Below are 22,973 nucleotides of genomic sequence, written 5' to 3'. Positions count from 1 at the left end.
AGGCCGCCCGCCGGTCCCGGCCGGGACCGCGCGGGAGACGGCCGGGAGAGACCGTGCGGCGTCGTGGCGGGCGGTCGGACGGCGGGCGCACGCGGGGGTCCGGCCCCACCCGGAAGTGAGCGATGTCACCGTCCGTGTCCGGAAATGCCGGGCAGTCCGGGCACCCTCTCCGGGATGACCCGGAGACGGAGGAGGACGTCTCCACCCAGGGGAGTACGCCCCCGGGCACGGCTCATCCTCCGGGAGGCCCGCCAATCGGTACGAGGGCATGACGCCCTGCATCCGCCCCGCCCCTAGATTTGAGGTCAAGCGGCGGGTGCAGCACTCGTCCCCCGAGGTCAGACACCCGCCGCTGCCGATGACAACCGAGACGGTCAGGAGAGGGACCATGGCCCACACGGCACCGCGGACCGCGTTCCGCGTCCCGGGACGCTTCACGCGCCCCCGCCGCACGGGCCGTCGCCACCCGCTGGTGGCGACCGTGATGGCCCTTCCCCTGGCGGCCCTGCTCCTGCTCGTCTTCGACGGGTGGGACACCGTGGCCACACAGGCGTCGTCCGTGGGAGTGATGCTGGGGCGCTGAGCGGCGCCCCAGGCCCGGAAGAGCGGTCCGGGCGGGGACATCGACCCATGAAACCCCGTGGGGACGGGGGTGCGGCGGACGGCAGAATGCCGGCGCAGCTGGGGAGCTGCGCCGGCATTGCCGTGTCCGGCCCCGCCCGCCCACGGGCCACACCCACCGACCTCACTCGCGGGCCTCGCTCACGGACCTCCCTCTCGGACACCGCCGAGGCCCCCGCCCGGCCCGGTGCCCCCGCCCGCGACACCACCCCGTAGGCTCACCGCCCGGCGCCTCACCCGGCCGCCATGCCCGACGCCGCCCGCACCCGGACACGGTGCCCAGCCGCCGCACCCGGACACCAGGGGGAGCCCGTGACCGCCACCACCGCCCCCGTCCCCGTCGGCCCGCCCCCCGCGCTGGCCGCGCAGGTCATCAGGGCCGCCCACCCCGGCGCGCCCGGCTGCGCCCGCCCGACGACCGTCCTGGCCGACCGCCCCGACGCCACGGTGGTCCGGCACTGCGGGACCGTCGCGAAGGCGCACGCACCCGGCACGGACCCCGCCGCGTTCGCCCACCGTCTGGCCCTGGCCGCCCACCTGCCGGACATCCTGCTGCCCCCGCTCGGCCCCGCGCCCGCGGTGTCGGGCGACCGCCTCGTCACCTTCTGGCCGCACGGCACGCCCGTCGACCCCGAGGTCCCGGAGGCCGCACCCTGGGAAGCCACCGCCGCACTCCTCGCCCGCCTCCACCGCACCCCCGTGCCGCCCGGACTGCCGCCCATGCGCGGCCCGGAGAAGACCGCCCGCGCCGTCGCCCGGCTGCGCGCCGCCGCCCCCGGCCACCCGGCCACCGGCCCGGTCCTGCGGGCGTGGGCCGCCCTGCCCGCCTGGGCGCGCGCCGAGGCACCCGCGCCCGGTCCCGCCGCCGTCTGCCACGGCGACCTGCACCTGGGCCAGCTCGTACGCCATCCGGTGCCCGGCGGTCCCTGGCTGCTGATCGACGTCGATGACCTCGGCACCGGAGCGCCCGCCTGGGACCTGGCCCGTCCCGCCGCCTGGTTCGCCTGCGGGCTGCTCCCGCCGGACGACTGGACCCGCTTCCTCACCGCCTACCGGACGGCGGGCGGCCCCGCCGTGCCGCCCGACGGCGACCCGTGGGCCGCCCTGGACACCGCCGCCCGCGCCCTGACCGTGCAGAGCGCCGCACGGGCCGTCGCCAAGGCGGCGGCGGCCGGCCGCGCCCTGGACGAGGTGGAGCGGGCCGTGGTCGACGCCTGCGGCCGAATGGCGCCGCCGCCCGGCGAGTTGGCGGGCGGACCGCACCAGTAGGGTGCAACCGACCGCGGCCGGACGGAGTCTGTCCAGGCGGTACCCCGAAGCAGGACCCACCGGTGAGGAGTTGAGCCGAGCATGCAGTGTCCGAAGTGCCACGCGCCGATGCACACCTACAACCGCAACGGCATCCAGATCGAGCAGTGCAGCGGCTGCCGCGGCATCTTCCTCGACTACGGCGAGCTGGAGGCACTGACCCGCCTGGAGTCCCAGTGGTCGCAGCCCGCCCCGCCGCCGCCCGCCCCGCAGGGCTACCCGGCCCCGCAGGCGTACCCCGCCCCGCCCGCCCCGGCCTGGGGCGCGCCGCACGGCGGTCACGGGCACTACGGACACGGCCACAAGCGCAAGAGCTTCGGCCACATGCTCTTCTCCAGCTGAGCCCCGGCACGCGAAAGCCCCCGGCCGTACGGAACGGCCGGGGGCTTGCTGCGGTGTGGACGATACTGGGATTGAACCAGTGACCTCTTCCGTGTCAGGGAAGCGCTCTCCCGCTGAGCTAATCGNNCNNGNCAGAACCTCGCCGTACGAGACGGCCGGTCCAGTGGACGATACTGGGATTGAACCAGTGACCTCTTCCGTGTCAGGGAAGCGCTCTCCCGCTGAGCTAATCGTCCTTGGAGGTGGAGACGGGATTTGAACCCGTGTAGACGGCTTTGCAGGCCGTTGCCTCGCCTCTCGGCCACTCCACCAGGAGTGCAGGGGACCGGGAGTCCCCTCTTTCCTGCGAGCGGACGACGAGGCTCGAACTCGCGACCTCAACCTTGGCAAGGTTGCGCTCTACCAACTGAGCTACGTCCGCCTGTCGGTGCGGTCCGCTTGCGCGTCCCGGCGACGTGTTGAACTCTAGCGGATTCCCGGGCCAGTACAAAAACGCGTTTGCGCAGCGTGCTGCGGTGCGTCCCCCCGAGGACCTGGTCAGGCCCCCCGCAGGACACGCACGGGCCATCCGGTGGACACCGGTCCTAGACTCGGTGCCGTGCTCGACCTGCCTCCTCTGGCGCGCTTCGGCGACCGCCTCGCCACCGGCCTGACCGATGTCACCGACGACCCCGCGGCCCTGGACTCCACCGGCTTCTGGGCGGTCGCCGCCGACTACGAGGGCCGTCTGACCTGCGCCCGCTTCCGCGACGTACGGCACGCGCCCGTGCCCGCCCCGGTGCCCGGCGCCTGGCGCGGACCAGCCGCCGCCGACTGGACCTCCTCGCTCGACCGCCGCGCGTACACCGCGGGCGTGCGCCGGGTGCGCGAGCACATCGCGGCCGGCGAGGTCTACCAGGTGAACCTCTGCCGGGTGCTGTCCGCGCCGGTCCGCCCCGACGCCGACGTGGACGCGCTCACCGCCGTCCTGGCCCGCGGCAACCCGGCCCCGTACGCCGGAACGATTCGCCTGCCGGAGCACGGCGTGGAGATCGCCACCGCCTCCCCGGAGCTGTTCCTGCGCCGCGCGGGCCGCACCGCGGAGTCGGGCCCGATCAAGGGCACCGCCCGCACCGAGGACGAACTCCTCGACAAGGACCACGCCGAGAACGTGATGATCGTGGACCTGGTCCGCAACGACCTCGGCCGGGTCTGCACCACCGGCAGTGTCACCGTCCCCGACCTGTGCGCCGTCGAGAAGCACCCCGGCCTGGTCCACCTCGTCTCCACCGTCCGCGGCGAACTGCGCCCCGGCACCGGCTGGCCCGGACTGCTCGCCGCCGCCTTCCCGGCCGGTTCGATCACCGGCGCCCCCAAGTCGAGCGCCCTGCGGATCATCGACGCCCTGGAGACCGCGCCCCGCGGACCGTACTGCGGCGGCATCGGCTGGGTCGACGCCGACCGGGGCACCGGCGAACTCGCCGTCGGCATCCGCACCTTCTGGATCGACCGGCCCGGCGGCGGCGCCGGAACGGGCGCCGTGCTGCGCTTCGGCGCGGGCGCCGGCATCACCTGGGACTCCGATCCCGAGGGGGAGTGGCGGGAGACCGAACTGAAGGCGGCCCGGCTGCTCGCGATAGCGTCGGGCACCCACGAGCACGGCGGAGAGGACACGGCACTGTGAAGGTATGGCTCGACGGCGCACTGCGGGACCTGGAGTCCGCGCGCGTCTCCGCCCTGGACCACGGGCTGACCGTGGGCGACGGCGTCTTCGAGACGGTCAAGGCCACCGACGGGAAGCCGTTCGCGCTCACCCGCCATCTGGACCGGCTGACCCGCTCGGCCCGCGGCCTCGGGCTGCCCGGCCCGGACCTCGACGAGGTCCGCCGCGCCTGCGCCGCCGTCCTCGGTGCCCACGCCGTGCCGCTCGGCCGGCTGCGCATCACCTACACCGGCGGCCACGGCCCCCTCGGCTCCGACCGGGGCGAGCACCCGCCCACCCTCGTCGTCGCCCTCGGGGAGGCCGCCCGCCGCCCCGACTCCACCGCCGCCGTCACCGTCCCCTTCACCCGCAACGAGCGCGGCGCCCTCACCGGCCTGAAGACCACCTCCTACGCGGAGAACGTCGTCGCCCTCGCCCGCGCCCGCGCCGAGGGCGCCTCCGAGGCCCTGTTCGGCAACACCGTCGGACAGCTCTGCGAGGGCACCGGGTCCAACGTCTTCGTCGTCCTCGACGGCGAGCTCCACACCCCGCCGCTCGCCTCCGGCTGCCTCGCCGGTGTCACCCGCGCGCTCGTCCTCGACTGGACCGGGGCCCGCGAGAGCGACCTGCCGCTCGACGTCCTGGACCGCGCCGAGGAGGTCTTCCTCACCTCCACCCTGCGCGACGTGCAGGCCGTCCACCGCGTCGACGGCCGCGCGCTGCCCGGCACGGCGGGCCCGGTGACGGCCAAGGCCATGCGGATCTTCGACGAGCGGTCCGGGGACGACCTCGACCCGTGACCGGGCGGCGGTCGCCGGACATCGCGCGCGTCGCGGAAAAAGAGCTGACGCGGGCCGCCGGGGCGGGTAGAAATCCCCTGATGACCACCACCCTGCGGCCCACCGAGCCGCTCCAGCAGCACCCCGACGGAACTCGCTCGCGCCGCTACCAGGTCTGCGTGAACAGCCGCCCCGTCGGCGTGCTCCACCTGGCGACCCACCCCGTCTTCGGGCCCGCCGTCGCCCGGATCCTCGACCTGCGCATCGACGAGCCCGACCGGGGCCGGGGGCGCGGCACGGTGGCCGCGCTGGCCGCCGAGGAGGTCGCCCGCGACTGGGGCTGCCGGCGCGTCGAGATCGCCGTGCCCGCCGCCGAGGAGGCCGCTCTGCGGCTCGTCGCCGCGCTCGGCTACGTCCCGCGCAACCGCGGCATGGAGAAGCGACTCGGCGCCACCGCGCCCGAACTGCCCGCCGGAACCCGCGGCCGGCCGCTCACGGACGCCGAGTACGGCCCGTGGCTGGAGCACGGCAAGGCCGTCTACGCGCAGAGCTGGATCGACCGGGGCGTACCGGCCGACGAGGCGCACGCCAAGTCGGAGGCCGACCACGCCCGGCTGCTGCCCCAGGGCCCGGCCACACCGGACATGCTGATCAGCGTCCTGGAACACGAGGGCACCCCGGTCGGCACCCTGTGGGTCGCGCTCGACGAGGAGAGGGCGTTCGTCTACGACGTCGAGGCCGACGCCCGCTTCCGCGGCCGGGGCCACGGCCGCTCCCTGATGCTGCTCGCCGAGGCCCAGGCCATCGCCGCGGGCCGGTCCGTCCTCGGCCTGAACGTCTTCACCGGCAACACCCCGGCCGAGCGCCTCTACGACTCCCTCGGCTACCGCACGACCCTGCACTCCCTCTACAAGGAACTGCCCTAGCCGCACGGTCGCGGGGGCGGGCGAGGGGTCAGGCCGTGTCCCGGCCGCCCCGGTCCTGCTGCGCCAGCAGCCGGTCGGCGATCTCCTCGACGCGCTCGCGCAGCCCCTCCTGGCCGGTGCCGCCGTCCAGGCGCTCGCCGCCGATCACATACGTCGGTGTGCCCGTCACCCCGATCGCCTTGCCCTCGGCCTGGTCGGCGTCCACCATCAGGATGTGCCGGCCGTCGATCAGCGCGGTGTCGAACTCCTCGGCGTCCAGGCCCAGTTCACGGGCCACCTCGACCAGCAGCGGCTCGCCCCGGCGGTCCAGCTCCGCCACCCGGGCGAGCACCGCCTCCACGTACGGCCACAGCCGCCCCTGCTCGGCGGCCTCCTCGGCGGCCTGCGCGGCGGCGAAGGCGTGCCGGTGCTTGTCCAGCGGGAAGTGCCGCAGCCGCAGCTCCAGCCGGTCGCCGTAGCGGGCGCGCAGGGCATGCAGGTCGTCCAGCGCCGTACGGCAGTCGGGGCACTGGAGCTCGCACCAGACGTCGAGGACCGGGACCGTGGATGCGGGGGAGGTGTCGCTCATGCCACCAGTCTCCCAGGCCCGCGGCGCGGCACCCAATCCCCGCCCGCCGCGACCGGCGCCCCCGCCCGGCTGTCGGCCCCCGCCTGACCGTCGGCCCCCGCCCCGCCGGACACCGCCCCTGACCGGCACCTGCGGAGGAGGCGACCCGGAGATCTCCCTGATCTCGGTCCCGGACGTGGCCCGCGGCCCGGTGGCAGGTGCAGGATGGAAGGGACGAAGGGCCCGGACCGGCTGCCCCGGCCGCCCCGACCGCAGAGCACCGCCTGGAGGACCGGATGATTGCCGAGACCGTCTGTTGCGCCGTCTCCGCGGCCGGGCTGGGCATCGCCGCGGTCACCGCCTACCGCAAGCGGTTCCTCGCGGCCGCCCGGGTCGCCGCCTACTCGCTGGTCCCGGTGGGCCTGGTGATGACCGGGGCCGTCGGCTGGCTGGCCCGCACCGCCTTCAGCCCCACCGCCTGGGCCGGATTCGCCCTGCTCGGCTGCGCCTGGGTGCTCTTCGCGACGACCCGCGCCGTCGAGCGCCGCCGGGGCGGCACCCGCAAGGAGCGCAGAGCGGCGGCCCGCGCCGCGGCACCGGAAGCGGTGGCTCCGGCGGCCTCCGCGCCCTCCCTCGGCGGCGCCCGCAAGCCCGCCGCCCGCCCGTCCGGCGCCCAGGGCTCCCGCCCGGCCTCCGCGTCCGGCGGCGGCGACGACTTCAGCGACATCGAGGCCATCCTCAAGAAGCACGGCATCTGACATCCGAGCGACGCCGGTCCCGGAAACGATCAAGCTCGGACCCGATCCGGAGCGAAGATCACGGAATCCCGCGACGACCCGGACATTCGGTGCGTGTTGATCGCGCCGCGGGTCCTGGCTGGGCCATCATCACCGCGACATGGTGGACACGACCCAGAGCGAGGCCGCGCCGCAGAAGGACAAGCCGCGCGGCTGCCTCTTCGCCCTATCCCAGCCACCGCTGATGATCTTCCTTGCGGTGATCGGGTGTCTGCTGCTCATGGCTGCGTTGCACGACCTGCTGCTGCTGTGAGCCGTACCGTGGTTCCTCGGCGTCACCCGCCGGGGGCCACGACCCACCGGAGCGTCCCCGGCTCAGCCCGCCGCCTCCTTGCGCCGCGCGCGGTACGCGGCCACATGCAGCCGGTTGCCGCAGGTGCGGCTGTCGCAGTAGCGCCGCGAGCGGTTGCGGGACAGGTCGACGAAGGCCCGCCGGCAGTCGGGCGCCTCGCACCGGCGCAGCCGCTCCTGCTCCCCGGCCACCACGAAGAACGCCAGCGCCATCCCGCAGTCCGCCGCCAGATGATCGGCGACCGAGGCTCCGGGGGCGAAGTAGTGCACATGCCAGTCGTAGCCGTCGTGGTCCGTCAGCCGGGGCGTGGTGCCCGCCGCCGCCACCAGCTCGTTGATCATCCCGGCGGCCGTACGGGAGTCCGGGGCGGAGAAGATCCCCGCGAACCGGCCGCGGATGCGGCGCACCGCCGAGAGATCGAACGCGGAGAGCACCCCGACATCGCTCATGTCGTGCCGGCGTACGAAATCCGTCAGCGCGGCGAGATCCGCCAGCCCGTCCGGCGCCGAGTCGTCCTCCGGTGCGGTGTTCACCAGATCCACCACGGTGTCGAGCGCGCACCGGGTGTCGTGGGTGATCAGCACGTTTCGCTCCCTGGCCTGGGGATCGGGCTCACGCCCGCCGATGCAGGCCGATGGTAGCGGCCCCGCCGTCACCCGAGCAGCGCACAGACACGCCACGACGGCCCCCTGCCGTCCCCTGCCGCCCCCGGACGCGCGCGAGCGCACCGGCGGCGGCCCCCCGAGGGGAACCGGCGCCGGTGCGCCCTGTGTGCGGTCGTCCTGGCCCGAGCCGTCTCCCCGAGTGGACGGCAACGGGCAGCTCGAAGGGCCTCGGCGGCTACCGCTAACTCTCCGCGAGGATGTGCGACAGCTCCTGATCGAGATCGAAGTGCCGGTGTTCCGTGCCCGGGGGCACGGCCGCGTCCGTCCGCTTCAGGAAGGACTCCAGGGCCCGCGCCGGGGCCTCGAGCAGTGCCTCGCCCTCCGGAGAGCTCAGGGCGATGCACACGACGCCCTGACCATGACTGCGCGACGGCCAGACTCGGACGTCGCCGGTGCCCGTGGGACGGTGAAGCCCCTCGGCGAGGAGGTCGCGGGCGAACACCCACTCGACGGTCTCCTCGGCTCCGGTGTGGAAGGTGGCGTGCACGGCGTAGGGGTCGGCCGTGTCGTACCGCAGGCCTGCGGGGACAGGCAGGGAGGACTCGCTCGACACAACGAGGCGCAGGTGCAGCTCGCAGCTGACCGTGGTGTTCATAAGCGCCAGGGCCTTTCGCTCAGTGTGCGCTCGGGGATTCGCACGTCGGCGAAATCGACATGCCACCTACGGTGCCGTTGTAAACCCCTCTGAGGGTTTTGCCTGGCTTTACGTAACTCTTCCGGCCGAGAACCCGTTCGGGCGGTACGGCCATTCCGGTGACCGGATTCTCTCCGGTAGGTTCGGACATATGAATACGGGGAGTGACGAGCCGGCCGAGGTTGCCGCGACGCCGGACGGAGCGACGATGGAGAAGGGACCCGAAGAGTCCCGCGACCCCCGCGACCCCCACGGCAGGGCCGGGACGGACGGGGCGCCGGACCGCCGGGGCCTCGGGTCCCGCGCGCCCGAGTTCGTCCGGTCCCGGCGCGTGCTCCACGTCAGCTGGCAGGTCGGCGTCTTCGTCGTCGGCCTGGCGGTCGTCGTCACCGGCGTCATCCTGCTCCCGCTGCCCGGACCGGGCTGGGTGGTCATCTTCGGCGGCATGGCGATCTGGGCGACCGAGTTCGTCTGGGCCCAGCTCGTGCTGCGCTGGACCAAACGCAAGGTCACCGAGGCTGCCCAGCGGGCCCTCGACCCCAGGGTGCGCCGCCGCAACATCGCTTTGACCGTGGCCGGACTCGTGATCATCGCGGTGCTCGGCGGGATCTACCTGTGGAAGTTCGGCCTGGTCATGCCCTGGAGCATCAAGCACCAGTGACCCGGACCGGCCGCCGGTGACCGGCCCGCGAGACCTCCCGGCCCCCGCGGAACCCTCCCGGACCCTGGTCCGGGGCACCGGCTGACATGCGGTAATGTTCTTCCTGCACCCGGGGCGATTAGCTCAGTGGAAGAGCGCTTCGTTCACACCGAAGAGGTCACTGGTTCGAACCCAGTATCGCCCACCCCGGTCCCACGGCCCGTACCTGAACACAGGACGGGCCGTCGGTGTATGCGCACCGAGGGACGCCGATCCATGAAGGCGGACTTTACGGTCCCGCTTTCACCGCCGCGTCCCACCACCGTGTCTCTTTCCGCCGGGAGTTCCGCGAGCGGACTCGCGATGAAAATCTCCTGACGTTTTCCAATACCCCGTCATATTCCCTCGGACGTACAGCACAAGAGGAACCGGCGCCCGTCCCGCGGCCCCGGCCCGGCACCGGGAAAGCGGCCCCCGGGCAGCGGCGCACCGGGCAGACTGAGGACCATGGACTGGACCCACTACCGCTTCCTCAGCCGGTGGCCCCTGCCCGCCCCGCCCGCCACCGTGTACGCGGCCCTGGAACGGGTCGAGGACTACCCGCGGTGGTGGCCGCAGGTGCGCGAGGTCCGCCCGACCGACGCCACCGCAGGCGTCGTCCGGATCCGCTCCCTGCTGCCGTACGACATGACGTTCACCGCCCGCGAGGCGCGCCGCGACCCGGCCGCCGGGATCCTGGAGGTGGCGATGACCGGGGACATCGACGGCTGGGCGCGCTGGACCCTCACCGCCCACGGCACCGGCACCCTGGCCCGCTACGACCAGGTCGTCGACGTGCACAAACCGCTGCTCAGACGCCTCGCGGTGCCCGGCCGCCCCGTCTTCCGGCTCAACCACCGGCTGATGATGAGCGCCGGACGGCGCGGACTGGCCGCGCATCTGGCGACGGTTTGAACGAAGGCCCCCCGGACCTGTATGGTTCAGTCCGTTCCCGGGCGATTAGCTCAGTGGGAGAGCGCTTCGTTCACACCGAAGAGGTCACTGGTTCGAACCCAGTATCGCCCACCGGGAAAGGCCGGTCCGCAGCAGCGGACCGGCCTTCTTCATGTCACCGCCCGCCGCGCCGCCCTGGCGCCGCGGAACCGCACCGCCTCAAGCCGCCGCCGGCAGTTCCGGGCGCAGTGGCCAGGCCGGATCCACGGTCTCCTCCGTGCCGGTACGCGCGAACCACGCTTGCAGGCCCCGGGCCTGCGCCGCGTGCCAGCCCGTCTGCAACGCGTGCAGCTCGGCGGGGGACAGCCGCTCCAGCCGGGCCGCGAACCGGCGGCCGAGCGCCCGGACCACCTCCAGCGCGGCCAGCGCGTCCGCCGCCGCGTCATGCGCCTCCGCCAGCGTCACCTCGTAGTGCGCGCACAGATCGGTGAGCGTGCGCCGGCCCTTGCGGTAGCGGTCCAGGTGCTTGTCCAGCACCCGCGGATCCAGCACGCTCAGCGGCGACGACTCCAGCCAGCGCCCCAGCGAGGATGCCCGGTGCCGCCGCAACTCCCGGTCCAGCAGCGTCAGATCGAACGGCGCGTTCATCACCACGAGCGGGCGGCCCAGCGCGGCCTGTTCCGCCAGCTCCTCGGCTATCTCGTACATCACCGGCGCGGGCCAGCGCCCGTTGCGGTGCAGATGATCCTCCGTCAGACCGTGCACCGCCGTCGCCGCCTGGGGCACCGGCACCCCCGGATTCACCAGCCAGCGCACCGTCCTGGGCCGCGCGCCCGGCGCGTCCTGGACGACGACGGCGGCCGACACGATGCGGTCGGTCTCGACGTCGACGCCCGTGGTCTCCGTGTCGAAGGCGGCCAGCGGCCCCTCGTACCAGCAGCACGTCATGTCGACCACAACTCCTCGCTCAAACAAGGCGGCTGACGTGCCGTCCGCCACCCGAACCGGTGATACCCGGGCTGTTTGCGGCGTACGCCGGAAGGAGACAACAGCAGTACGGGTCTTTGCAGTTCACGGACCCGCTCCGCGAACCGAGGCGCGCGCACCCCGTTCGGTACGTCTCTCTGGATTCCCCTGGTTCTCTCGACTCCCCTGGTTCGGAAGGCTGTCGGTCATGGTGACGGCGCAGCCCGAGCGGAGCGGGCTGCTGCCCGGACGCGCGGGCACCCGACGCGGCACACTCGCCACCACCGCCTGCATGGAGACCTTGCAGGTGGGCTATCTGCACGCCGTCGCCGCCGCGGCCGGCTGCTCCCTGTCCCAGCCCTTCCCGGACAACGGCATCGACTGGCACGTCAGCCACAGCGCCCCCGGACACACCGTCGACGACGAGGTGACCGTCAAGGTGCAGCTCAAGTGCACCTACCAGCTCCCGCCCCACCCGCCGGGCCCGACCTTCGCCTTCACCCTGGACAACGCCCACCTGGCGAAGCTCGCCCGCACCCCGGTCTCGGTGCACAAGATCCTGGTCGTGATGATCGTGCCGCGCTCCCAGGACCAATGGCTGCGGGCCGGACACGACCGGCTCGACCTGAGGCACTGCTGCTACTGGGTCAACCTCGCCGGCCATCCGATCACCGGCCGCCACCGCACCACCGTACGGATACCGACCGCGCGCATCTTCGACGACCGGGCCCTGTGCGAGATCATGACGCGGGTCGGGACCGGAGGCAGACCATGACGCACCGACCCCCGGACCAGCCGTCGCGCGCCGCGCGCCCGCACCCCGCCACCGCGCCCCCGGCCGGTGCCCCGCACCCCGCCGACGTCGACCCGGCCGTGCTCGCCGCCCTGCTGCACCGGCACGGCTGGCAGCGGCGCGGCGGCGCCACGGGACACTACGGCCGCTGGACACCGCCCGGCCCCGGCTCCGCCGCCACCAGCCTGCTGGTGCCCGTCAGCCGCGCCTTCCCCGACAGCGACGACCTGCTCGGCGAGGCGCTGGACGCCCTCGCCCACGCCCGCACACCGTCCGCGTACGCCGTCCTGGCCGCCCTCGCCGTGCCCGGCGACGAGATCCACTGGTGGCGTGACGAACCGGGCGGCCCGGCCGGCACCGCCGCCTGGACCGCCGCGGAACGGCTGCGCGCCGCCGCCCGGCAGACCCTCCTCGCCGCCGCGCTCGCCACCCGCGCCCGCACCGGCTACCACGGCGCACGGCACCGCCGCCCGGCCGCCGCCTGCCTCGACCACGTCCTGGTCGGCTCCGGCAGTGGCGGCACCGGCCTGACCGCGCTCGTCCCCGTGGACCCCGCCCGGCCGCTCGCCGTCCGGCTCCACCGGGCCGTCCACGCCGTCCGCGAGGCCGTCGATCACCGCCGGGCCACCGGCGCCCTGGACGCCTTCGACGGCGCGGTGCGGGCCGGTGCCAGCCGCGAGCTGACCGAGGCGCTGATCGCGCTGGTGCGCGGCAGCGAGGGCGCCCGGATCGCGGTCGACTGGGCACCCGCCGCGGGCGTACCCGAGCACTGCGGGACCGGGCCGGTCGCGTTCTCACCGGGCGACCTGCCCGTGCTGCGCGAGGCCGGTGCCCGCTATCTGCGCGCCGAGCCGTCCGTGCCGGTGCGGATCACCGGCGCGGTGGTCCGGCTGCGCAGACCCCGGCCCTACGGCGAGGGCACCGCGCGGCTGCGCGTCCTCGCGGGCGCCGAGGTGCCCTACGTCCGTGTCGTCCTCGCCGAGGAGGACTACCGCACCGCCGGGCACGCGCACCTGGCCGGACTTCCGGTGCGGATGCGCGGCAGACTGGAGAGCCGCGGCGGCTTCCGCCAGGTCACGGGCGCCTGCGAGGTCGTCCCCGTGCGGGTGGACGACGAGGAGCGGGACCGGCTGATGAAATGGCTGGGGGAGGGGCCCGGGGACCCGGATCTCTTCGGCGGACCGGAGGCCGGAGCGGACGGCGCCCCGCGGGGCTGACGACAACCGCTTCGCGGAGGGCGCCTCCGTCTCGGTACCATCCCAGTCATGCGCGCGCTCCCGGTATGGCGCCGCACCCCCTTCAGTCAGGAGAGACCGGTGTCAGACGTCCGTGTGATCATCCAACGCGATTCCGAGCGGGAAGAGCGCACGGTGACGACGGGCACCACGGCCGCCGACCTCTTCGCCGGCGAGCGCTCGATCGTCGCCGCGCGCGTGGGCGGCGAGCTGAAGGACCTGGCGTACGAGGTCGCGGACGGCGAGACCGTCGAGGGCGTGGAGATCTCCTCCGAGGACGGTCTGAACATCCTGCGCCACTCCACCGCGCACGTCATGGCGCAGGCCGTGCAGGAGCTGTTCCCCGAGGCCAAGCTGGGCATCGGCCCGCCGGTCAAGGACGGCTTCTACTACGACTTCGACGTCGAGCGGCCCTTCCACCCCGATGACCTCAAGGCCATCGAGAAGAAGATGCAGGAGATCCAGAAGCGCGGGCAGCGGTTCGCCCGCCGGGTGGTCACCGACGCCGAGGCCCGCGAGGAGCTGGCCGGCGAGCCGTACAAGCTGGAGCTGATCGGCCTCAAGGGCTCCGCCTCCGCCGAGGACGGCGCGGACGTCGAGGTCGGCGCCGGTGAGCTGACGATCTACGACAACCTGGACGCCAAGACCGGCGAGCTGTGCTGGAAGGACCTCTGCCGCGGTCCCCACCTGCCCACCACCCGGCTCATCCCGGCGTTCAAGCTGATGCGCAACGCCGCCGCCTACTGGCGCGGCAGCGAGAAGAACCCGATGCTCCAGCGCATCTACGGCACCGCCTGGCCGTCCAAGGACGAGCTGAAGCAGTACCTGGAGTTCCTCGCCGAGGCCGAGAAGCGCGACCACCGCAAGCTGGGCAACGAGCTGGACCTCTTCTCCATCCCCGAGCAGATCGGCTCCGGCCTCGCCGTCTTCCACCCCAAGGGCGGCATCATCCGCCGGGTCATGGAGGACTACTCGCGCCGCCGCCACGAGGAGGAGGGCTACGAGTTCGTCTACACCCCGCACGCGACGAAGGGGAAGCTCTTCGAGACCTCGGGCCACCTGGACTGGTACGCCGACGGCATGTACCCGCCCATGCAGCTCGACGAGGGCGTGGACTACTACCTCAAGCCCATGAACTGCCCGATGCACAACCTGATCTTCGACGCGCGCGGCCGGTCCTACCGCGAACTGCCGCTGCGCCTCTTCGAGTTCGGGACGGTGTACCGGTACGAGAAGTCGGGCGTCGTGCACGGCCTGACCCGCGCCCGCGGCTTCACCCAGGACGACGCGCACATCTACTGCACCCGCGAGCAGATGGCCGACGAGCTCGACAAGACGCTCACCTTCGTGCTGAACCTGCTGCGCGACTACGGTCTGACCGACTTCTACCTGGAGCTGTCGACCAAGGACCCGGAGAAGTTCGTCGGCTCGGACGAGGCGTGGGAAGAGGCCACCGAGACCCTGCGCCAGGTCGCCGAGAAGCAGGGCCTGCCGCTGGTCCCGGACCCGGGCGGCGCCGCCTTCTACGGCCCGAAGATCTCCGTCCAGGCCAAGGACGCCATCGGCCGCACCTGGCAGATGTCGACGGTCCAGCTCGACTTCAACCTGCCCGAGCGCTTCGACCTGGAGTACACCGCGGCGGACGGCTCCAAGCAGCGCCCGGTCATGATCCACCGCGCGCTGTTCGGCTCCATCGAGCGGTTCTTCGCGGTGCTCCTGGAGCACTACGCGGGCGCCTTCCCGGCGTGGCTGGCCCCGGTCCAGGCGGTCGGCATCCCGATCGGCGACGCGCACGTCGACTATCTGCACACGTTCGCCGCCGGGGCCAGGAAGAAGGGCCTGCGGGTGGAGGTCGACTCCTCCTCGGACCGGATGCAGAAGAAGATCAGGAACGCGCAGAAGCAGAAGGTGCCGTTCATGGTCATCGCGGGCGACGAGGACATGGCGAACAACGCCGTCTCCTTCCGCTACCGCGACGGCTCGCAGGACAACGGCATCCCCTTCGACGAGGCCATCGCCAGGATCGCGAAGGTCGTCGAGGAGCGCACGCAGGTCTGACCCACGGGAGCAGGCCCCCGGGAGGCACGGCTTCCCGGGGGCCTGCTCCGTCCCCGGGCGGCACGCCATATGCTGCACGCATGACGAGTGAGCCGGAGCAGCAGATCGGAGTGGGGACGCAGGACGCGTTCCAGCGCCTGTGGACGCCCCACCGGATGGCCTACATCCAGGGCGAGAACAAGCCGACCGGTCCAGGGGCCAAGGACGGCTGCCCCTTCTGCGCGATCCCGGCCAAGTCCGACGAGGACGGCCTGATCGTCCGGCGCGGCGAGCAGGTGTACGCGGTGCTCAACCTCTACCCGTACAACGGCGGCCATCTGATGACGGTGCCCTACCGCCATGTCGCCGACTACACCGACCTCACCGCGGCGGAGACCGCCGAGCTGGGGGAGCTGACCAAGCAGGCGATGCGGGCCCTGCGCGCGGCCTCCGGAGCGCACGGGTTCAACATCGGCATGAACCAGGGCTCGGTGGCGGGCGCGGGCATCGCCGCCCATCTGCACCAGCACATCGTGCCCCGCTGGGGCGGCGACACCAACTTCATGCCGGTGGTCGGGCACACCCGGGTACTGCCCCAACTGCTCGCCGACACCCGCAAGATGCTCGCGGAGGCCTGGCCCGAGTAGTCCCGGGCCCGGCCCCCGCCATGCGTGTCGGTGCGTGTCGCGCGGGTGCTACGCGTCGTACAGATCGGCTTTCCTGGGCGAGGCGTCCTGGACCATGCCGCTGAGCACCGAGGAGCGGTTGCCGAACTTCTCGACGTCCACGCCGTTGTCCCGCAGGACCTTCAGCGCCGCCGTGTGCACCACCCGCAGCACGGGCGTGGCGGCGCGCAGCGCGTCGTCGGCCATGAAGCGGTGGCGCCAGGGCTGGTCGGCCCAGGCGTGCCGCAGTCCGAACGGCTCGGGCAGGGCGAGGCTTCCGCCGAGCCAGTTGAGCAGCGGCGGGTACCAGGTCAGCGGGGCGCGGGCGGCGAGCCGTACCACCTCGTCGGTGTCGATCAGGGGCAGCTTGACCTTGCGGGTCTCCCAGAACCGGAAGGCCTTCTGCACCTCCTTCTCCTTGGCCGCGGGCTTGCCGTTGAAGAGCGGATTGACCGGGCCGAGGGCGTGGCCGGTGACCTCGATGCGCAGCGTGTTGTGCAGCACGGTCACGGTGATCATCATGGTGATCACCAGATGGCCGTCCCAGAGCGTCCACTGGACGCCGAGGTAGTGCCGGTCGCCGCTGCCGAACTGCTGCTTGTTGCAGATGTCCTGCACGGCGTGGCTGCGGACGGTGTACGCGTCCACGTCGGTGCCGCCGGGCCGGGCGACCTCCTTGGCGTTCTCCCCGATGGGGGTGACGATCCAGTGGGTGATCGTCGGCTTGGTGAAGCCGCCGGTGTTGATGGAGGTGCGCTCCAGCATGCCGAGGCCGCCCTGGATGGCGTTGATCACGTCCCAGCTGCGGAACGGGTGGAACTCCTTGCCCGGTTCGGCCGAGACCAGGTCCTCGGCGAGCTGCCAGCTGCCCCAGCGGGTGCCCATGCCGAGTATGCCCTTGGGGCCGGCGTAGAAGACCGAGTTGGAGCGCTGTTCGGCACTGAGCCGGGCGAGTTCCTTGCGGATCTGCTCGGCGGCGTCACCGGGGTTGCCGGGGACGGCTTCGGGGATCTTGGCACCGACACCGCCGCCCGAGAGCATGCCGGACCAGCGTTCGCGCAGGTCGCGGGCGGTGCGCTCACAGATCCGCTTGGCCCAGAACCAGCCGGCGACCGGCATGACGACGGCCGCGCGCGCGTACCAGGCCCAGAAGCCGTGGAAGGGCATCTTGACCAGGAAGAGGACGGCGAGTGCGCCCATGGCGACCAGCAGGGTGGTGGCGAGCATCCCGGCCCGCTTGTCCTCGCGGCGGCTCATGGTGGTGCGCAGGACGAACACCAGCAGCCAGACCAGGAAGCCGGGCAGGAACAGCACCCCGCACAGCACCGTCACGGCCGAGAGCCAGTTGTCGCGCTCGCGGCGGATGCGCTGGGCGGCCAGGCAGTGCTCCACGACGACCTGGGGCTCGATGCCGAAGGACTGGATGAGCGGCTTGCGCCCGGCGCCGAGCATGCGGTCGATCACGGCGCGGGAGAACGCCTCGCCGAGCCGGGGGCGGAAGATCTTCGCCCAGGGGCGCGGCGGTTTGACCGTGGACTGGTGCCAGTCGTTGTCGGCTTCCTTGATCTTCTCCACTTCGTCGTCCCGGTAGGCGGCGGCGGCCAGCGCGAAGGTGGCCGCCGTCTGTCCCGCCGCGCCCGAGAGGGGAATCTGAGCCCCTGGACTGAAATCGAATCCGTCCGTCACCGCCGCCCCCACTGCCGCCGATTCTGCATCTGCGGCCTTCCCGACTTCCCTGCCTCGCACACCTGTTGATCAGGTCATCAGCGTATCCGCACCCGCCCTTCCGCACAGGTGGACGGCCGAAGCCGCCCACCTGTGCGGAGCGCGGTGCCCCGTACTGCCCCGCGCGAGCGCTCCGTTGTGCGCCCGGCGCGTCGACTATGAGGCTTCGCGCTCCTGTTGGCGCAGCCGGTCGGCGATCTGCTGCGGCATCGGTTCATGGCGGGCGTAGCGGCGCTCGAAACGGGCCGTGCCGTGCGACAGGGACCGCAGGTCGATCGCGTACCGGCCGATCTCGATCTCGGGCACCTCGGCCCGCACCAGGGTCCGGCCGCCGCTGATCTGCTCGGTGCCCAGCACCCGGCCGCGCCGTCCGGACAGATCGCTCATCACGGCGCCCACGTAGTCGTCGCCGACCAGGACGCTCATCTCGGCCACCGGTTCGAGCAGATGGATCCGGGCGTCGGCCGCGGCCTCCCGCAGCGCCAGCGCGCCCGCGGTCTGGAAGGCGGCGTCGGAGGAGTCCACCGAGTGCGCCTTGCCGTCCAGCAGCGTGACGCGGACGTCGATCAGCGGATGACCGGCGGCCACCCCCTTCGCGGCCTGCGCCCGTACGCCCTTCTCGACGGAGGGGATGAACTGCCGCGGGACCGCGCCGCCGACGACCTTGTCGACGAACTCGATGCCCGAGCCGCCCGGCAGCGGCTCCACCTCGATCTCGCAGATGGCGTACTGGCCGTGGCCGCCGGACTGCTTGACGTGCCGGCCGCGGCCCGCCGACCGGCCGGCGAACGTCTCCCGCAGGGAGACCCGGTGCGGGACGACGTCGACCTGGACGCCGTAGCGGCTGCGCAGCCGTTCCAGGGCCACGTCGGCGTGCGCCTCGCCCAGGCACCACAGGACCACCTGGTGGGTGTCCTGGTTCTGCTCCAGGCGCATCGTGGGATCCTCGGCGACCAGCCTGGCCAGGCCCTGGGAGAGCTTGTCCTCGTCGGCCTTGCTGTGCGCCTGGATGGCGAGCGGCAGCAGCGGGTCGGGCATCTGCCAGGGGGCCATCAGCAGCGGGTCGTCCTTGGCGGAGAGGGTGTCGCCGGTCTCGGCGCGGTTCAGCTTGGCCACGGAGACCAGATCTCCGGCGACGGCGTGCGTCACCGGGCGCTGCTGCTTGCCGAACGGGGTGGACAGGGCGCCGATCCGCTCGTCGACGTCGTGGTCCTCGTGGCCCCGGTCGGCGAGGCCGTGCCCGGAGACGTGCACGGTCTCGTCCGGGCGCAGCGTGCCGGAGAAGACGCGCACCAGGGAGACCCGGCCCACGTAGGGGTCGGAGGCCGTCTTGACGACCTCCGCGACCAGCGGTCCGTCCGGGGCGCACGGCGCCGGGCGGCGCGAGCGGCCGTCGGGTGTGGTCACCTCGGGTGCCTCGTGCTCCAGGGGCGTGGGGAAGCCGCGGACGATCAGGTCGAGGAGTTCCACCGTGCCGATGCCCTGGCGGGCGCCGTCGGCGGCGGGGGCGGCGGCCAGTACGGGGAAGAAGGCGCCGCGCGCGACCGCCCGTTCGAGATCCTTGATCAGGGTCTCCACATCGACCTGCTCGCCGCCGAGGTAGCGGTCCATGAGGGTCTCGTCCTCGCTCTCGGCGATGATCCCCTCGATGAGCCGGCCGCGGGCCTCGTCCATGCGCGGCAGTTCGTCCGCGCCGGGTTCGGACTCCTTGCGCTCCCCGCTCGCGTAGTCGAACAGCTTGCGGGTCAGCAGGCCGACCAGGCCGGTGACCGGGGCGTGTCCGTCGGGGCCCTCGGGTCCGTGCAGCGGCAGGTACAGGGGGAGGACGGCGTCGGGGTCGTCGGCGCCGAACGCCTCGGCGCACACCCGGGTCATCTCCTCGAAGTCGGCGCGGGCGGCCTCCAGGTGGGTGATCACGATGGCGCGCGGCATGCCGACGGCGGCGCACTCCTCCCACACCATGCGGGTGGAGCCGTCCACGCCGTCGGAGGCCGAGACGACGAAGAGGGCCGCGTCGGCGGCCCGCAGACCGGCGCGCAGCTCCCCGACGAAGTCCGCGTAGCCGGGTGTGTCCAGCAGGTTGATCTTGATGCCGTCCCAGGCGACGGGCACCAGGGACAGCTGCACCGAGCGCTGCTGGCGGTGCTCGATCTCGTCGTAGTCGGAGACGCAGCCGCCGTCCTCGACGCGGCCCGCCCTGTTCACCGCCCCCGCCGTCAGCGCGAGAGCCTCCACCAAGGTCGTCTTGCCCGATCCGGAGTGGCCGACCAGCACCACGTTCCGCAGGGAAGCGGGGTGGTCGGCCGCCATCGCCCTGCCGGCGGCTCCGGGATGTGTGTGTGCCTTGTCGCCCATGATCCTGCCCTCCCGTGCACGGTGAGGTCCTGTGGGCGCGGACACGCGGCACCGCGTCACCGGCGGCTCCTGCGACGCCCGCGGTCATTCGAGCTTTGCACTCCCGTCATGCCGCGTCCATACGAAGGACCCGATCCCGCCGCCCGCCCGTGCGCCGCAAGGGCCCGAGGGTGCCCGGACGCGGCCCACGCGCGCGCGTGACTACGATGGGCCAGCCGGTGGCCAGCAGGGGCCGCCCGGCGAAAGCGACCCTCGGGAAGGCCATGCTGAACAAGTACGCGCGTGCATTCTTCACGCGTGTCCTCACACCGTTCGCCGCGTTTCTCATCCGCCGGGGCGTGAGCCCCGACACGGTCACGCTCCTCGGCACCGCAGGAGTGATGGCGGGCGCGCTGGTCTTCTACCCCCGGGGCGAGTTCTTCTGGGGCACGGTGGTGATCACGCTCTTCGTGTTCTCCGACCTGGTCGACGGCAACATGGCGCGCCAGCTGGGCCGTTCCAGCCGCTGGGGCGCGTTCCTGGACTCCACCCTGGACCGGGTGGCCGACGGCGCCATCTTCGGCGGGTTCGCCCTCTGGTACGCCGGGCAGGGCCACGACAACACCCTGTGCGCGGTGTCGATCTTCTGCCTGGCCAGCGGCCAGGTGGTGTCGTACACCAAGGCGCGCGGTGAGGCGATCGGCCTGCCCGTCGCCGTGAACGGCCTGGTCGAGCGGGCCGAGCGGCTGGTGATCTCCCTGGTCGCGGCCGGATTCGCGGGGCTGCACAAGTTCGGGGTGCCCGGCATCCAGTACCTGCTGCCGGTCGCGCTGTGGATCGTCGCCGCCGGCAGCCTGGTCACGCTGATCCAGCGTGTGGTCACCGTGCGCCGCGAGTCGGCCGAGGCGGACGCCGAGGCCGCCCGGCAGGAGAACCAGGGGAGCGGGGCGTCGGCGTGAGCGCCCGGGAGCGCCTGACCGACGCCTTGTACGGGCTGGGCTGGAGCACCGTCAAGAAGCTGCCCGAACCGGTGGCCGTCCGGCTCGGCCGCACCCTCGCCGACCTCGTCTGGAAGCGGCGCGGCAAGGGCGTCCTGCGGCTGGAGGGCAACTACGCGCGCGTGGTGCCCGGCGCGAGCCCCGAGCGGCTGGCGGAGCTGTCCCGCGCGGGCATGCGCTCCTACCTGCGCTACTGGATGGAGTCCTTCCGGCTGCCCGCCTGGAGCGCCGAGCGGGTCCGGGGCGGCTTCGCCCCCGACGACGTGCACCACCTGACCGACGGCCTCGCCTCCGGCAGGGGCGTCGTCCTCGCCCTGCCGCACCTGGCGAACTGGGACCTGGCGGGCGCCTGGGTCACCACCGCGCTGGAGACGCCGTTCACCACGGTCGCCGAGCGCCTCAAGCCCGAGACGCTCTACGACCGGTTCGTCGCCTACCGCGAGGGCCTGGGCATGGAGGTGCTGCCGCACAGCGGCGGCTCGGCCTTCGGCACCCTGGCCCGGCGGCTGCGCGACGGCGGCCTGGTCTGCCTGGTCGCCGACCGCGATCTGTCCTCCTCCGGCGTCGAGGTCGAGTTCTTCGGCGAGACGGCCCGGATGCCGGCCGGGCCCGCGCTGCTCGCCCAGCAGACCGGCGCCCTGCTGCTGCCCGTCACCCTCTGGTACGACGGCTCGCCCGTCATGCGGGGCCGGGTCCATCCCCCGATCGAGGTACCGGCGACAGGCACGCGGCCCGAGAAGACGTCTGTCATGACACAGGCGCTGGCCGACGCCTTCGCCTCGGGTATCGCCGACCATCCGGAGGACTGGCACATGCTCCAGCGCTTGTGGCTCGCGGACCTCGAACCCCGCCCCGCACCGGCCGGGCAGGAGAGGGAGGGGGACGCGGCGTGAGGATCGGCATCGTCTGCCCGTACTCCTGGGACGTCCCCGGCGGCGTGCAGTTCCACATCCGCGACCTCGCCGAGTACTTCATCCGCCTCGGCCACGAGGTGTCCGTCCTCGCCCCCGCCGACGACGACACCCCACTGCCGCCCTACGTCGTCTCGGCCGGCCGCGCGGTCCCGGTGCCGTACAACGGGTCGGTGGCCCGCCTGAACTTCGGCTTCCTCTCGGCCGCCCGGGTACGGCGCTGGCTGCACGAGGGCCGCTTCGACGTGATCCACATCCACGAGCCGACCTCGCCGTCGCTCGGCCTGCTCACCTGCTGGGCGGCGCAGGGCCCGATCGTGGCCACCTTCCACACCTCCAACCCGCGCTCCCGGGCGATGGTCGCCGCGTACGCCATCCTCCAGGCGGCCCTGGAGAAGATCAGCGCGCGCATCGCGGTGAGCGAGTACGCCCGGCGCACCCTGGTCGAGCACCTGGGCGGGGACGCCGTGGTCATCCCCAACGGCGTCGACGTCGGCTTCTTCGCCCGCGCCGAGCCCCGGCCCGAGTGGCAGGGCGGCACGATCGGCTTCATGGGCCGCATCGACGAGCCCCGCAAGGGCCTGCCCGTGCTGATGCGGGCCCTGCCGAAGATCCTCGCCGCGCATCCGCGGGCCCGGCTGCTGGTCGCGGGCCGCGGCGACGAGGAGGAGGCCGTGGCGAGCCTGCCGCGGGAGCTGCGTGCGCGGGTGGAGTTCCTCGGCATGGTCAGCGACGAGGACAAGGCGCGCTTCCTGCGCAGCGTCGACCTCTACGTGGCGCCCAACACCGGCGGCGAGAGCTTCGGCATCATCCTCGTCGAGGCGATGTCCGCGGGCGCTCCCGTGCTCGCCTCCGACCTCGACGCCTTCGCCCAGGTCCTCGACCAGGGCAAGGCCGGTGAGCTGTTCGCCAACGAGGACGCGGACGCGCTGGCCGACGCCGCCGTGCGCCTCCTCGCCGACCCGGCCCGCCGCGCCGAACTCCGCGAGCGGGGCAGCGCCCACGTCCGCCGCTTCGACTGGTCCACCGTCGGCGCGGACATCCTCTCCGTCTACGAGACGGTCACCGCCGGCGCGGCAGCGGTCGCCACGGACGACCGCGCCACGGGGCTGCGGGCGCGGCTGGGCCTGGTCCGCGACTGACC

General features: G+C 73.1%; 23 protein-coding genes and 6 tRNA genes. 19 read left to right on the top strand and 10 right to left on the bottom strand.

Going from position 1 to position 22,973, the window contains the following annotated elements; all coding sequences use genetic code 11:
* Nucleotides 1–388: 388 nt before the first annotated feature.
* The 3 genes from B086_RS0130670 to B086_RS0130660 all read left to right on the top strand — a co-directional run bounded on the left by B086_RS0130670 (nt 389) and on the right by B086_RS0130660 (nt 2,271).
* Nucleotides 389–583 carry a hypothetical protein gene (locus tag B086_RS0130670; protein ID WP_018570259.1) on the top strand — a complete coding sequence of 65 codons (195 nt, stop codon included), beginning with the start codon at nt 389–391 and terminating at the stop codon, nt 581–583.
* A gap of 350 nt (nt 584–933) precedes the next feature.
* A complete protein-coding gene (locus B086_RS0130665; protein ID WP_018570258.1) occupies nt 934–1,890 on the top strand; it encodes an aminoglycoside phosphotransferase family protein in 957 nt (318 codons plus the stop codon).
* An 81-nt stretch (nt 1,891–1,971) separates the two neighbouring features.
* Nucleotides 1,972–2,271, top strand: a complete 300-nt coding sequence (locus B086_RS0130660; RefSeq protein WP_018570257.1) for a zf-TFIIB domain-containing protein — start codon at nt 1,972–1,974, stop codon at nt 2,269–2,271.
* Between the two features lie 56 nt (nt 2,272–2,327).
* On the opposite strand, the gene B086_RS0130655 is transcribed toward B086_RS0130660, so the two are convergent.
* The 4 genes from B086_RS0130655 to B086_RS0130640 all read right to left on the bottom strand — a co-directional run bounded on the left by B086_RS0130655 (nt 2,328) and on the right by B086_RS0130640 (nt 2,692).
* Nucleotides 2,328–2,399: transfer RNA gene (locus tag B086_RS0130655), tRNA-Val, on the bottom strand.
* Nucleotides 2,400–2,435: 36 nt separating this feature from the next.
* A tRNA-Val gene (locus B086_RS0130650) sits at nt 2,436–2,507 on the bottom strand.
* A 1-nt stretch (nt 2,508) separates the two neighbouring features.
* Nucleotides 2,509–2,582: transfer RNA gene (locus B086_RS0130645), tRNA-Cys, on the bottom strand.
* A gap of 37 nt (nt 2,583–2,619) precedes the next feature.
* Nucleotides 2,620–2,692 (bottom strand) — tRNA-Gly (locus B086_RS0130640).
* Nucleotides 2,693–2,869: 177 nt separating this feature from the next.
* Between B086_RS0130640 and B086_RS0130635 the strand changes: the two genes are divergently transcribed.
* The 3 genes from B086_RS0130635 (at nt 2,870) to B086_RS0130625 (ending at nt 5,657) form a co-directional block, all read left to right on the top strand.
* The gene (locus tag B086_RS0130635) at nt 2,870–3,934 is read left to right on the top strand and encodes a chorismate-binding protein (RefSeq protein WP_018570256.1); all 1,065 of its coding nucleotides are present in this window, start codon (nt 2,870–2,872) and stop codon (nt 3,932–3,934) included.
* Complete coding sequence (locus tag B086_RS0130630) at nt 3,931–4,752, top strand: aminotransferase class IV (protein ID WP_018570255.1); 822 nt, start codon at nt 3,931–3,933, stop codon at nt 4,750–4,752. The genes B086_RS0130635 and B086_RS0130630 overlap by 4 nt, the downstream gene beginning before the upstream one ends.
* A gap of 80 nt (nt 4,753–4,832) precedes the next feature.
* Nucleotides 4,833–5,657 carry a GNAT family N-acetyltransferase gene (locus tag B086_RS0130625; protein ID WP_018570254.1) on the top strand — a complete coding sequence of 275 codons (825 nt, stop codon included), beginning with the start codon at nt 4,833–4,835 and terminating at the stop codon, nt 5,655–5,657.
* Between the two features lie 28 nt (nt 5,658–5,685).
* On the opposite strand, the gene B086_RS0130620 is transcribed toward B086_RS0130625, so the two are convergent.
* Nucleotides 5,686–6,225: a DsbA family protein gene (locus B086_RS0130620; RefSeq protein ID WP_018570253.1), complete on the bottom strand. Its 540-nt coding sequence runs from the start codon at nt 6,223–6,225 to the stop codon at nt 5,686–5,688.
* 275 nt (nt 6,226–6,500) lie between these two features.
* Between B086_RS0130620 and B086_RS0130615 the strand changes: the two genes are divergently transcribed.
* Nucleotides 6,501–6,962: a hypothetical protein gene (locus tag B086_RS0130615; RefSeq protein WP_018570252.1), complete on the top strand. Its 462-nt coding sequence runs from the start codon at nt 6,501–6,503 to the stop codon at nt 6,960–6,962.
* 139 nt (nt 6,963–7,101) lie between these two features.
* Complete coding sequence (locus B086_RS45160) at nt 7,102–7,254, top strand: hypothetical protein (RefSeq protein WP_018570251.1); 153 nt, start codon at nt 7,102–7,104, stop codon at nt 7,252–7,254.
* A gap of 62 nt (nt 7,255–7,316) precedes the next feature.
* Here the strand turns inward: B086_RS45160 and B086_RS0130605 are convergent, their stop codons facing one another.
* Both B086_RS0130605 and B086_RS0130600 read right to left on the bottom strand, forming a co-directional pair.
* The gene (locus B086_RS0130605) at nt 7,317–7,877 is read right to left on the bottom strand and encodes a CGNR zinc finger domain-containing protein (RefSeq protein ID WP_018570250.1); all 561 of its coding nucleotides are present in this window, start codon (nt 7,875–7,877) and stop codon (nt 7,317–7,319) included.
* Between the two features lie 262 nt (nt 7,878–8,139).
* Entirely contained in the window at nt 8,140–8,553 is a 414-nt protein-coding gene (locus tag B086_RS0130600; protein WP_004002642.1) for an SsgA family sporulation/cell division regulator, read from the bottom strand.
* 190 nt (nt 8,554–8,743) lie between these two features.
* On the opposite strand from B086_RS0130600, the gene B086_RS0130595 reads away from it, so the two are divergent.
* The 4 genes from B086_RS0130595 to B086_RS0130580 all read left to right on the top strand — a co-directional run bounded on the left by B086_RS0130595 (nt 8,744) and on the right by B086_RS0130580 (nt 10,297).
* Entirely contained in the window at nt 8,744–9,253 is a 510-nt protein-coding gene (locus B086_RS0130595) for a TIGR02611 family protein (protein ID WP_026252935.1), read from the top strand.
* A 112-nt stretch (nt 9,254–9,365) separates the two neighbouring features.
* A tRNA-Val gene (locus B086_RS0130590) sits at nt 9,366–9,437 on the top strand.
* 302 nt (nt 9,438–9,739) lie between these two features.
* Nucleotides 9,740–10,186 carry an SRPBCC family protein gene (locus tag B086_RS0130585; protein WP_018570248.1) on the top strand — a complete coding sequence of 149 codons (447 nt, stop codon included), beginning with the start codon at nt 9,740–9,742 and terminating at the stop codon, nt 10,184–10,186.
* Nucleotides 10,187–10,225: 39 nt separating this feature from the next.
* Nucleotides 10,226–10,297: transfer RNA gene (locus B086_RS0130580), tRNA-Val, on the top strand.
* An 87-nt stretch (nt 10,298–10,384) separates the two neighbouring features.
* Here B086_RS0130580 and B086_RS0130575 read toward each other — a convergent pair.
* Entirely contained in the window at nt 10,385–11,113 is a 729-nt protein-coding gene (locus B086_RS0130575; RefSeq protein WP_026252934.1) for a 3'-5' exonuclease, read from the bottom strand.
* 226 nt (nt 11,114–11,339) lie between these two features.
* On the opposite strand from B086_RS0130575, the gene B086_RS0130570 reads away from it, so the two are divergent.
* The 4 genes from B086_RS0130570 to B086_RS0130555 all read left to right on the top strand — a co-directional run bounded on the left by B086_RS0130570 (nt 11,340) and on the right by B086_RS0130555 (nt 15,843).
* Nucleotides 11,340–11,906, top strand: coding sequence for a DUF4365 domain-containing protein (locus B086_RS0130570; RefSeq protein ID WP_018570246.1), 567 nt, complete (start codon nt 11,340–11,342; stop codon nt 11,904–11,906).
* Complete coding sequence (locus B086_RS0130565) at nt 11,903–13,141, top strand: hypothetical protein (RefSeq protein ID WP_018570245.1); 1,239 nt, start codon at nt 11,903–11,905, stop codon at nt 13,139–13,141. The genes B086_RS0130570 and B086_RS0130565 overlap by 4 nt, the downstream gene beginning before the upstream one ends.
* Before the next feature lie 99 nt (nt 13,142–13,240).
* Nucleotides 13,241–15,217, top strand: a complete 1,977-nt coding sequence (gene thrS, locus B086_RS0130560; protein WP_026252933.1) for a threonine--tRNA ligase — start codon at nt 13,241–13,243, stop codon at nt 15,215–15,217.
* 80 nt (nt 15,218–15,297) lie between these two features.
* On the top strand, nt 15,298–15,843 hold the full coding sequence (locus B086_RS0130555; RefSeq protein WP_037874226.1) for an HIT family protein: 546 nt from the start codon (nt 15,298–15,300) through the stop codon (nt 15,841–15,843).
* 48 nt (nt 15,844–15,891) lie between these two features.
* Here the strand turns inward: B086_RS0130555 and B086_RS0130550 are convergent, their stop codons facing one another.
* Together B086_RS0130550 and B086_RS0130545 are read right to left on the bottom strand one after the other, a co-directional pair.
* Complete coding sequence (locus B086_RS0130550; protein WP_026252932.1) at nt 15,892–17,547, bottom strand: hypothetical protein; 1,656 nt, start codon at nt 17,545–17,547, stop codon at nt 15,892–15,894.
* A 195-nt stretch (nt 17,548–17,742) separates the two neighbouring features.
* Nucleotides 17,743–19,941, bottom strand: a complete 2,199-nt coding sequence (locus B086_RS0130545; protein ID WP_018570241.1) for an elongation factor G-like protein EF-G2 — start codon at nt 19,939–19,941, stop codon at nt 17,743–17,745.
* Between the two features lie 206 nt (nt 19,942–20,147).
* On the opposite strand from B086_RS0130545, the gene pgsA reads away from it, so the two are divergent.
* From pgsA to B086_RS0130530, 3 genes are read left to right on the top strand one after another with little or no spacing between them, the layout of a single operon-like run.
* Complete coding sequence (gene pgsA, locus B086_RS0130540) at nt 20,148–20,879, top strand: phosphatidylinositol phosphate synthase (protein WP_063725615.1); 732 nt, start codon at nt 20,148–20,150, stop codon at nt 20,877–20,879.
* Complete coding sequence (locus B086_RS0130535) at nt 20,876–21,811, top strand: phosphatidylinositol mannoside acyltransferase (RefSeq protein ID WP_018570239.1); 936 nt, start codon at nt 20,876–20,878, stop codon at nt 21,809–21,811. Before pgsA ends, B086_RS0130535 begins: the two co-directional genes overlap by 4 nt.
* The gene (locus tag B086_RS0130530; RefSeq protein ID WP_018570238.1) at nt 21,808–22,971 is read left to right on the top strand and encodes a glycosyltransferase family 4 protein; all 1,164 of its coding nucleotides are present in this window, start codon (nt 21,808–21,810) and stop codon (nt 22,969–22,971) included. Before B086_RS0130535 ends, B086_RS0130530 begins: the two co-directional genes overlap by 4 nt.
* Nucleotides 22,972–22,973: the final 2 nt, after the last annotated feature.

The organism is Streptomyces sp. PsTaAH-124, from assembly GCF_000373685.1.
Classification (GTDB): Bacteria; Actinomycetota; Actinomycetes; order Streptomycetales; family Streptomycetaceae; genus Streptomyces; species Streptomyces andamanensis.
Note: the sequence above shows the minus strand (reverse complement) of the source record. Positions and strands in the feature narration are given on the sequence as shown.

Bases quoted from the DNA above. Each gene is read 5' to 3' on its own strand.
- B086_RS0130570 (WP_018570246.1), top strand. From the start codon at position 11,340: ATGGTGACGGCGCAGCCCGAGCGGAGCGGGCTGCTGCCCGGACGCGCG.
- pgsA (WP_063725615.1), top strand. From the start codon at position 20,148: ATGGGCCAGCCGGTGGCCAGCAGGGGCCGCCCGGCGAAAGCGACCCTC.
- B086_RS45160 (WP_018570251.1), top strand. From the start codon at position 7,102: ATGGTGGACACGACCCAGAGCGAGGCCGCGCCGCAGAAGGACAAGCCG.
- B086_RS0130585 (WP_018570248.1), top strand. From the start codon at position 9,740: ATGGACTGGACCCACTACCGCTTCCTCAGCCGGTGGCCCCTGCCCGCC.
- B086_RS0130670 (WP_018570259.1), top strand. From the start codon at position 389: ATGGCCCACACGGCACCGCGGACCGCGTTCCGCGTCCCGGGACGCTTC.
- B086_RS0130620 (WP_018570253.1), bottom strand. From the start codon at position 6,225: ATGAGCGACACCTCCCCCGCATCCACGGTCCCGGTCCTCGACGTCTGG.
- B086_RS0130575 (WP_026252934.1), bottom strand. From the start codon at position 11,113: ATGACGTGCTGCTGGTACGAGGGGCCGCTGGCCGCCTTCGACACGGAG.
- B086_RS0130595 (WP_026252935.1), top strand. From the start codon at position 8,744: ATGAATACGGGGAGTGACGAGCCGGCCGAGGTTGCCGCGACGCCGGAC.
- B086_RS0130555 (WP_037874226.1), top strand. From the start codon at position 15,298: ATGACGAGTGAGCCGGAGCAGCAGATCGGAGTGGGGACGCAGGACGCG.
- B086_RS0130615 (WP_018570252.1), top strand. From the start codon at position 6,501: ATGATTGCCGAGACCGTCTGTTGCGCCGTCTCCGCGGCCGGGCTGGGC.
- B086_RS0130565 (WP_018570245.1), top strand. From the start codon at position 11,903: ATGACGCACCGACCCCCGGACCAGCCGTCGCGCGCCGCGCGCCCGCAC.
- B086_RS0130545 (WP_018570241.1), bottom strand. From the start codon at position 19,941: ATGGGCGACAAGGCACACACACATCCCGGAGCCGCCGGCAGGGCGATG.
- B086_RS0130600 (WP_004002642.1), bottom strand. From the start codon at position 8,553: ATGAACACCACGGTCAGCTGCGAGCTGCACCTGCGCCTCGTTGTGTCG.
- B086_RS0130660 (WP_018570257.1), top strand. From the start codon at position 1,972: ATGCAGTGTCCGAAGTGCCACGCGCCGATGCACACCTACAACCGCAAC.
- B086_RS0130625 (WP_018570254.1), top strand. From the start codon at position 4,833: ATGACCACCACCCTGCGGCCCACCGAGCCGCTCCAGCAGCACCCCGAC.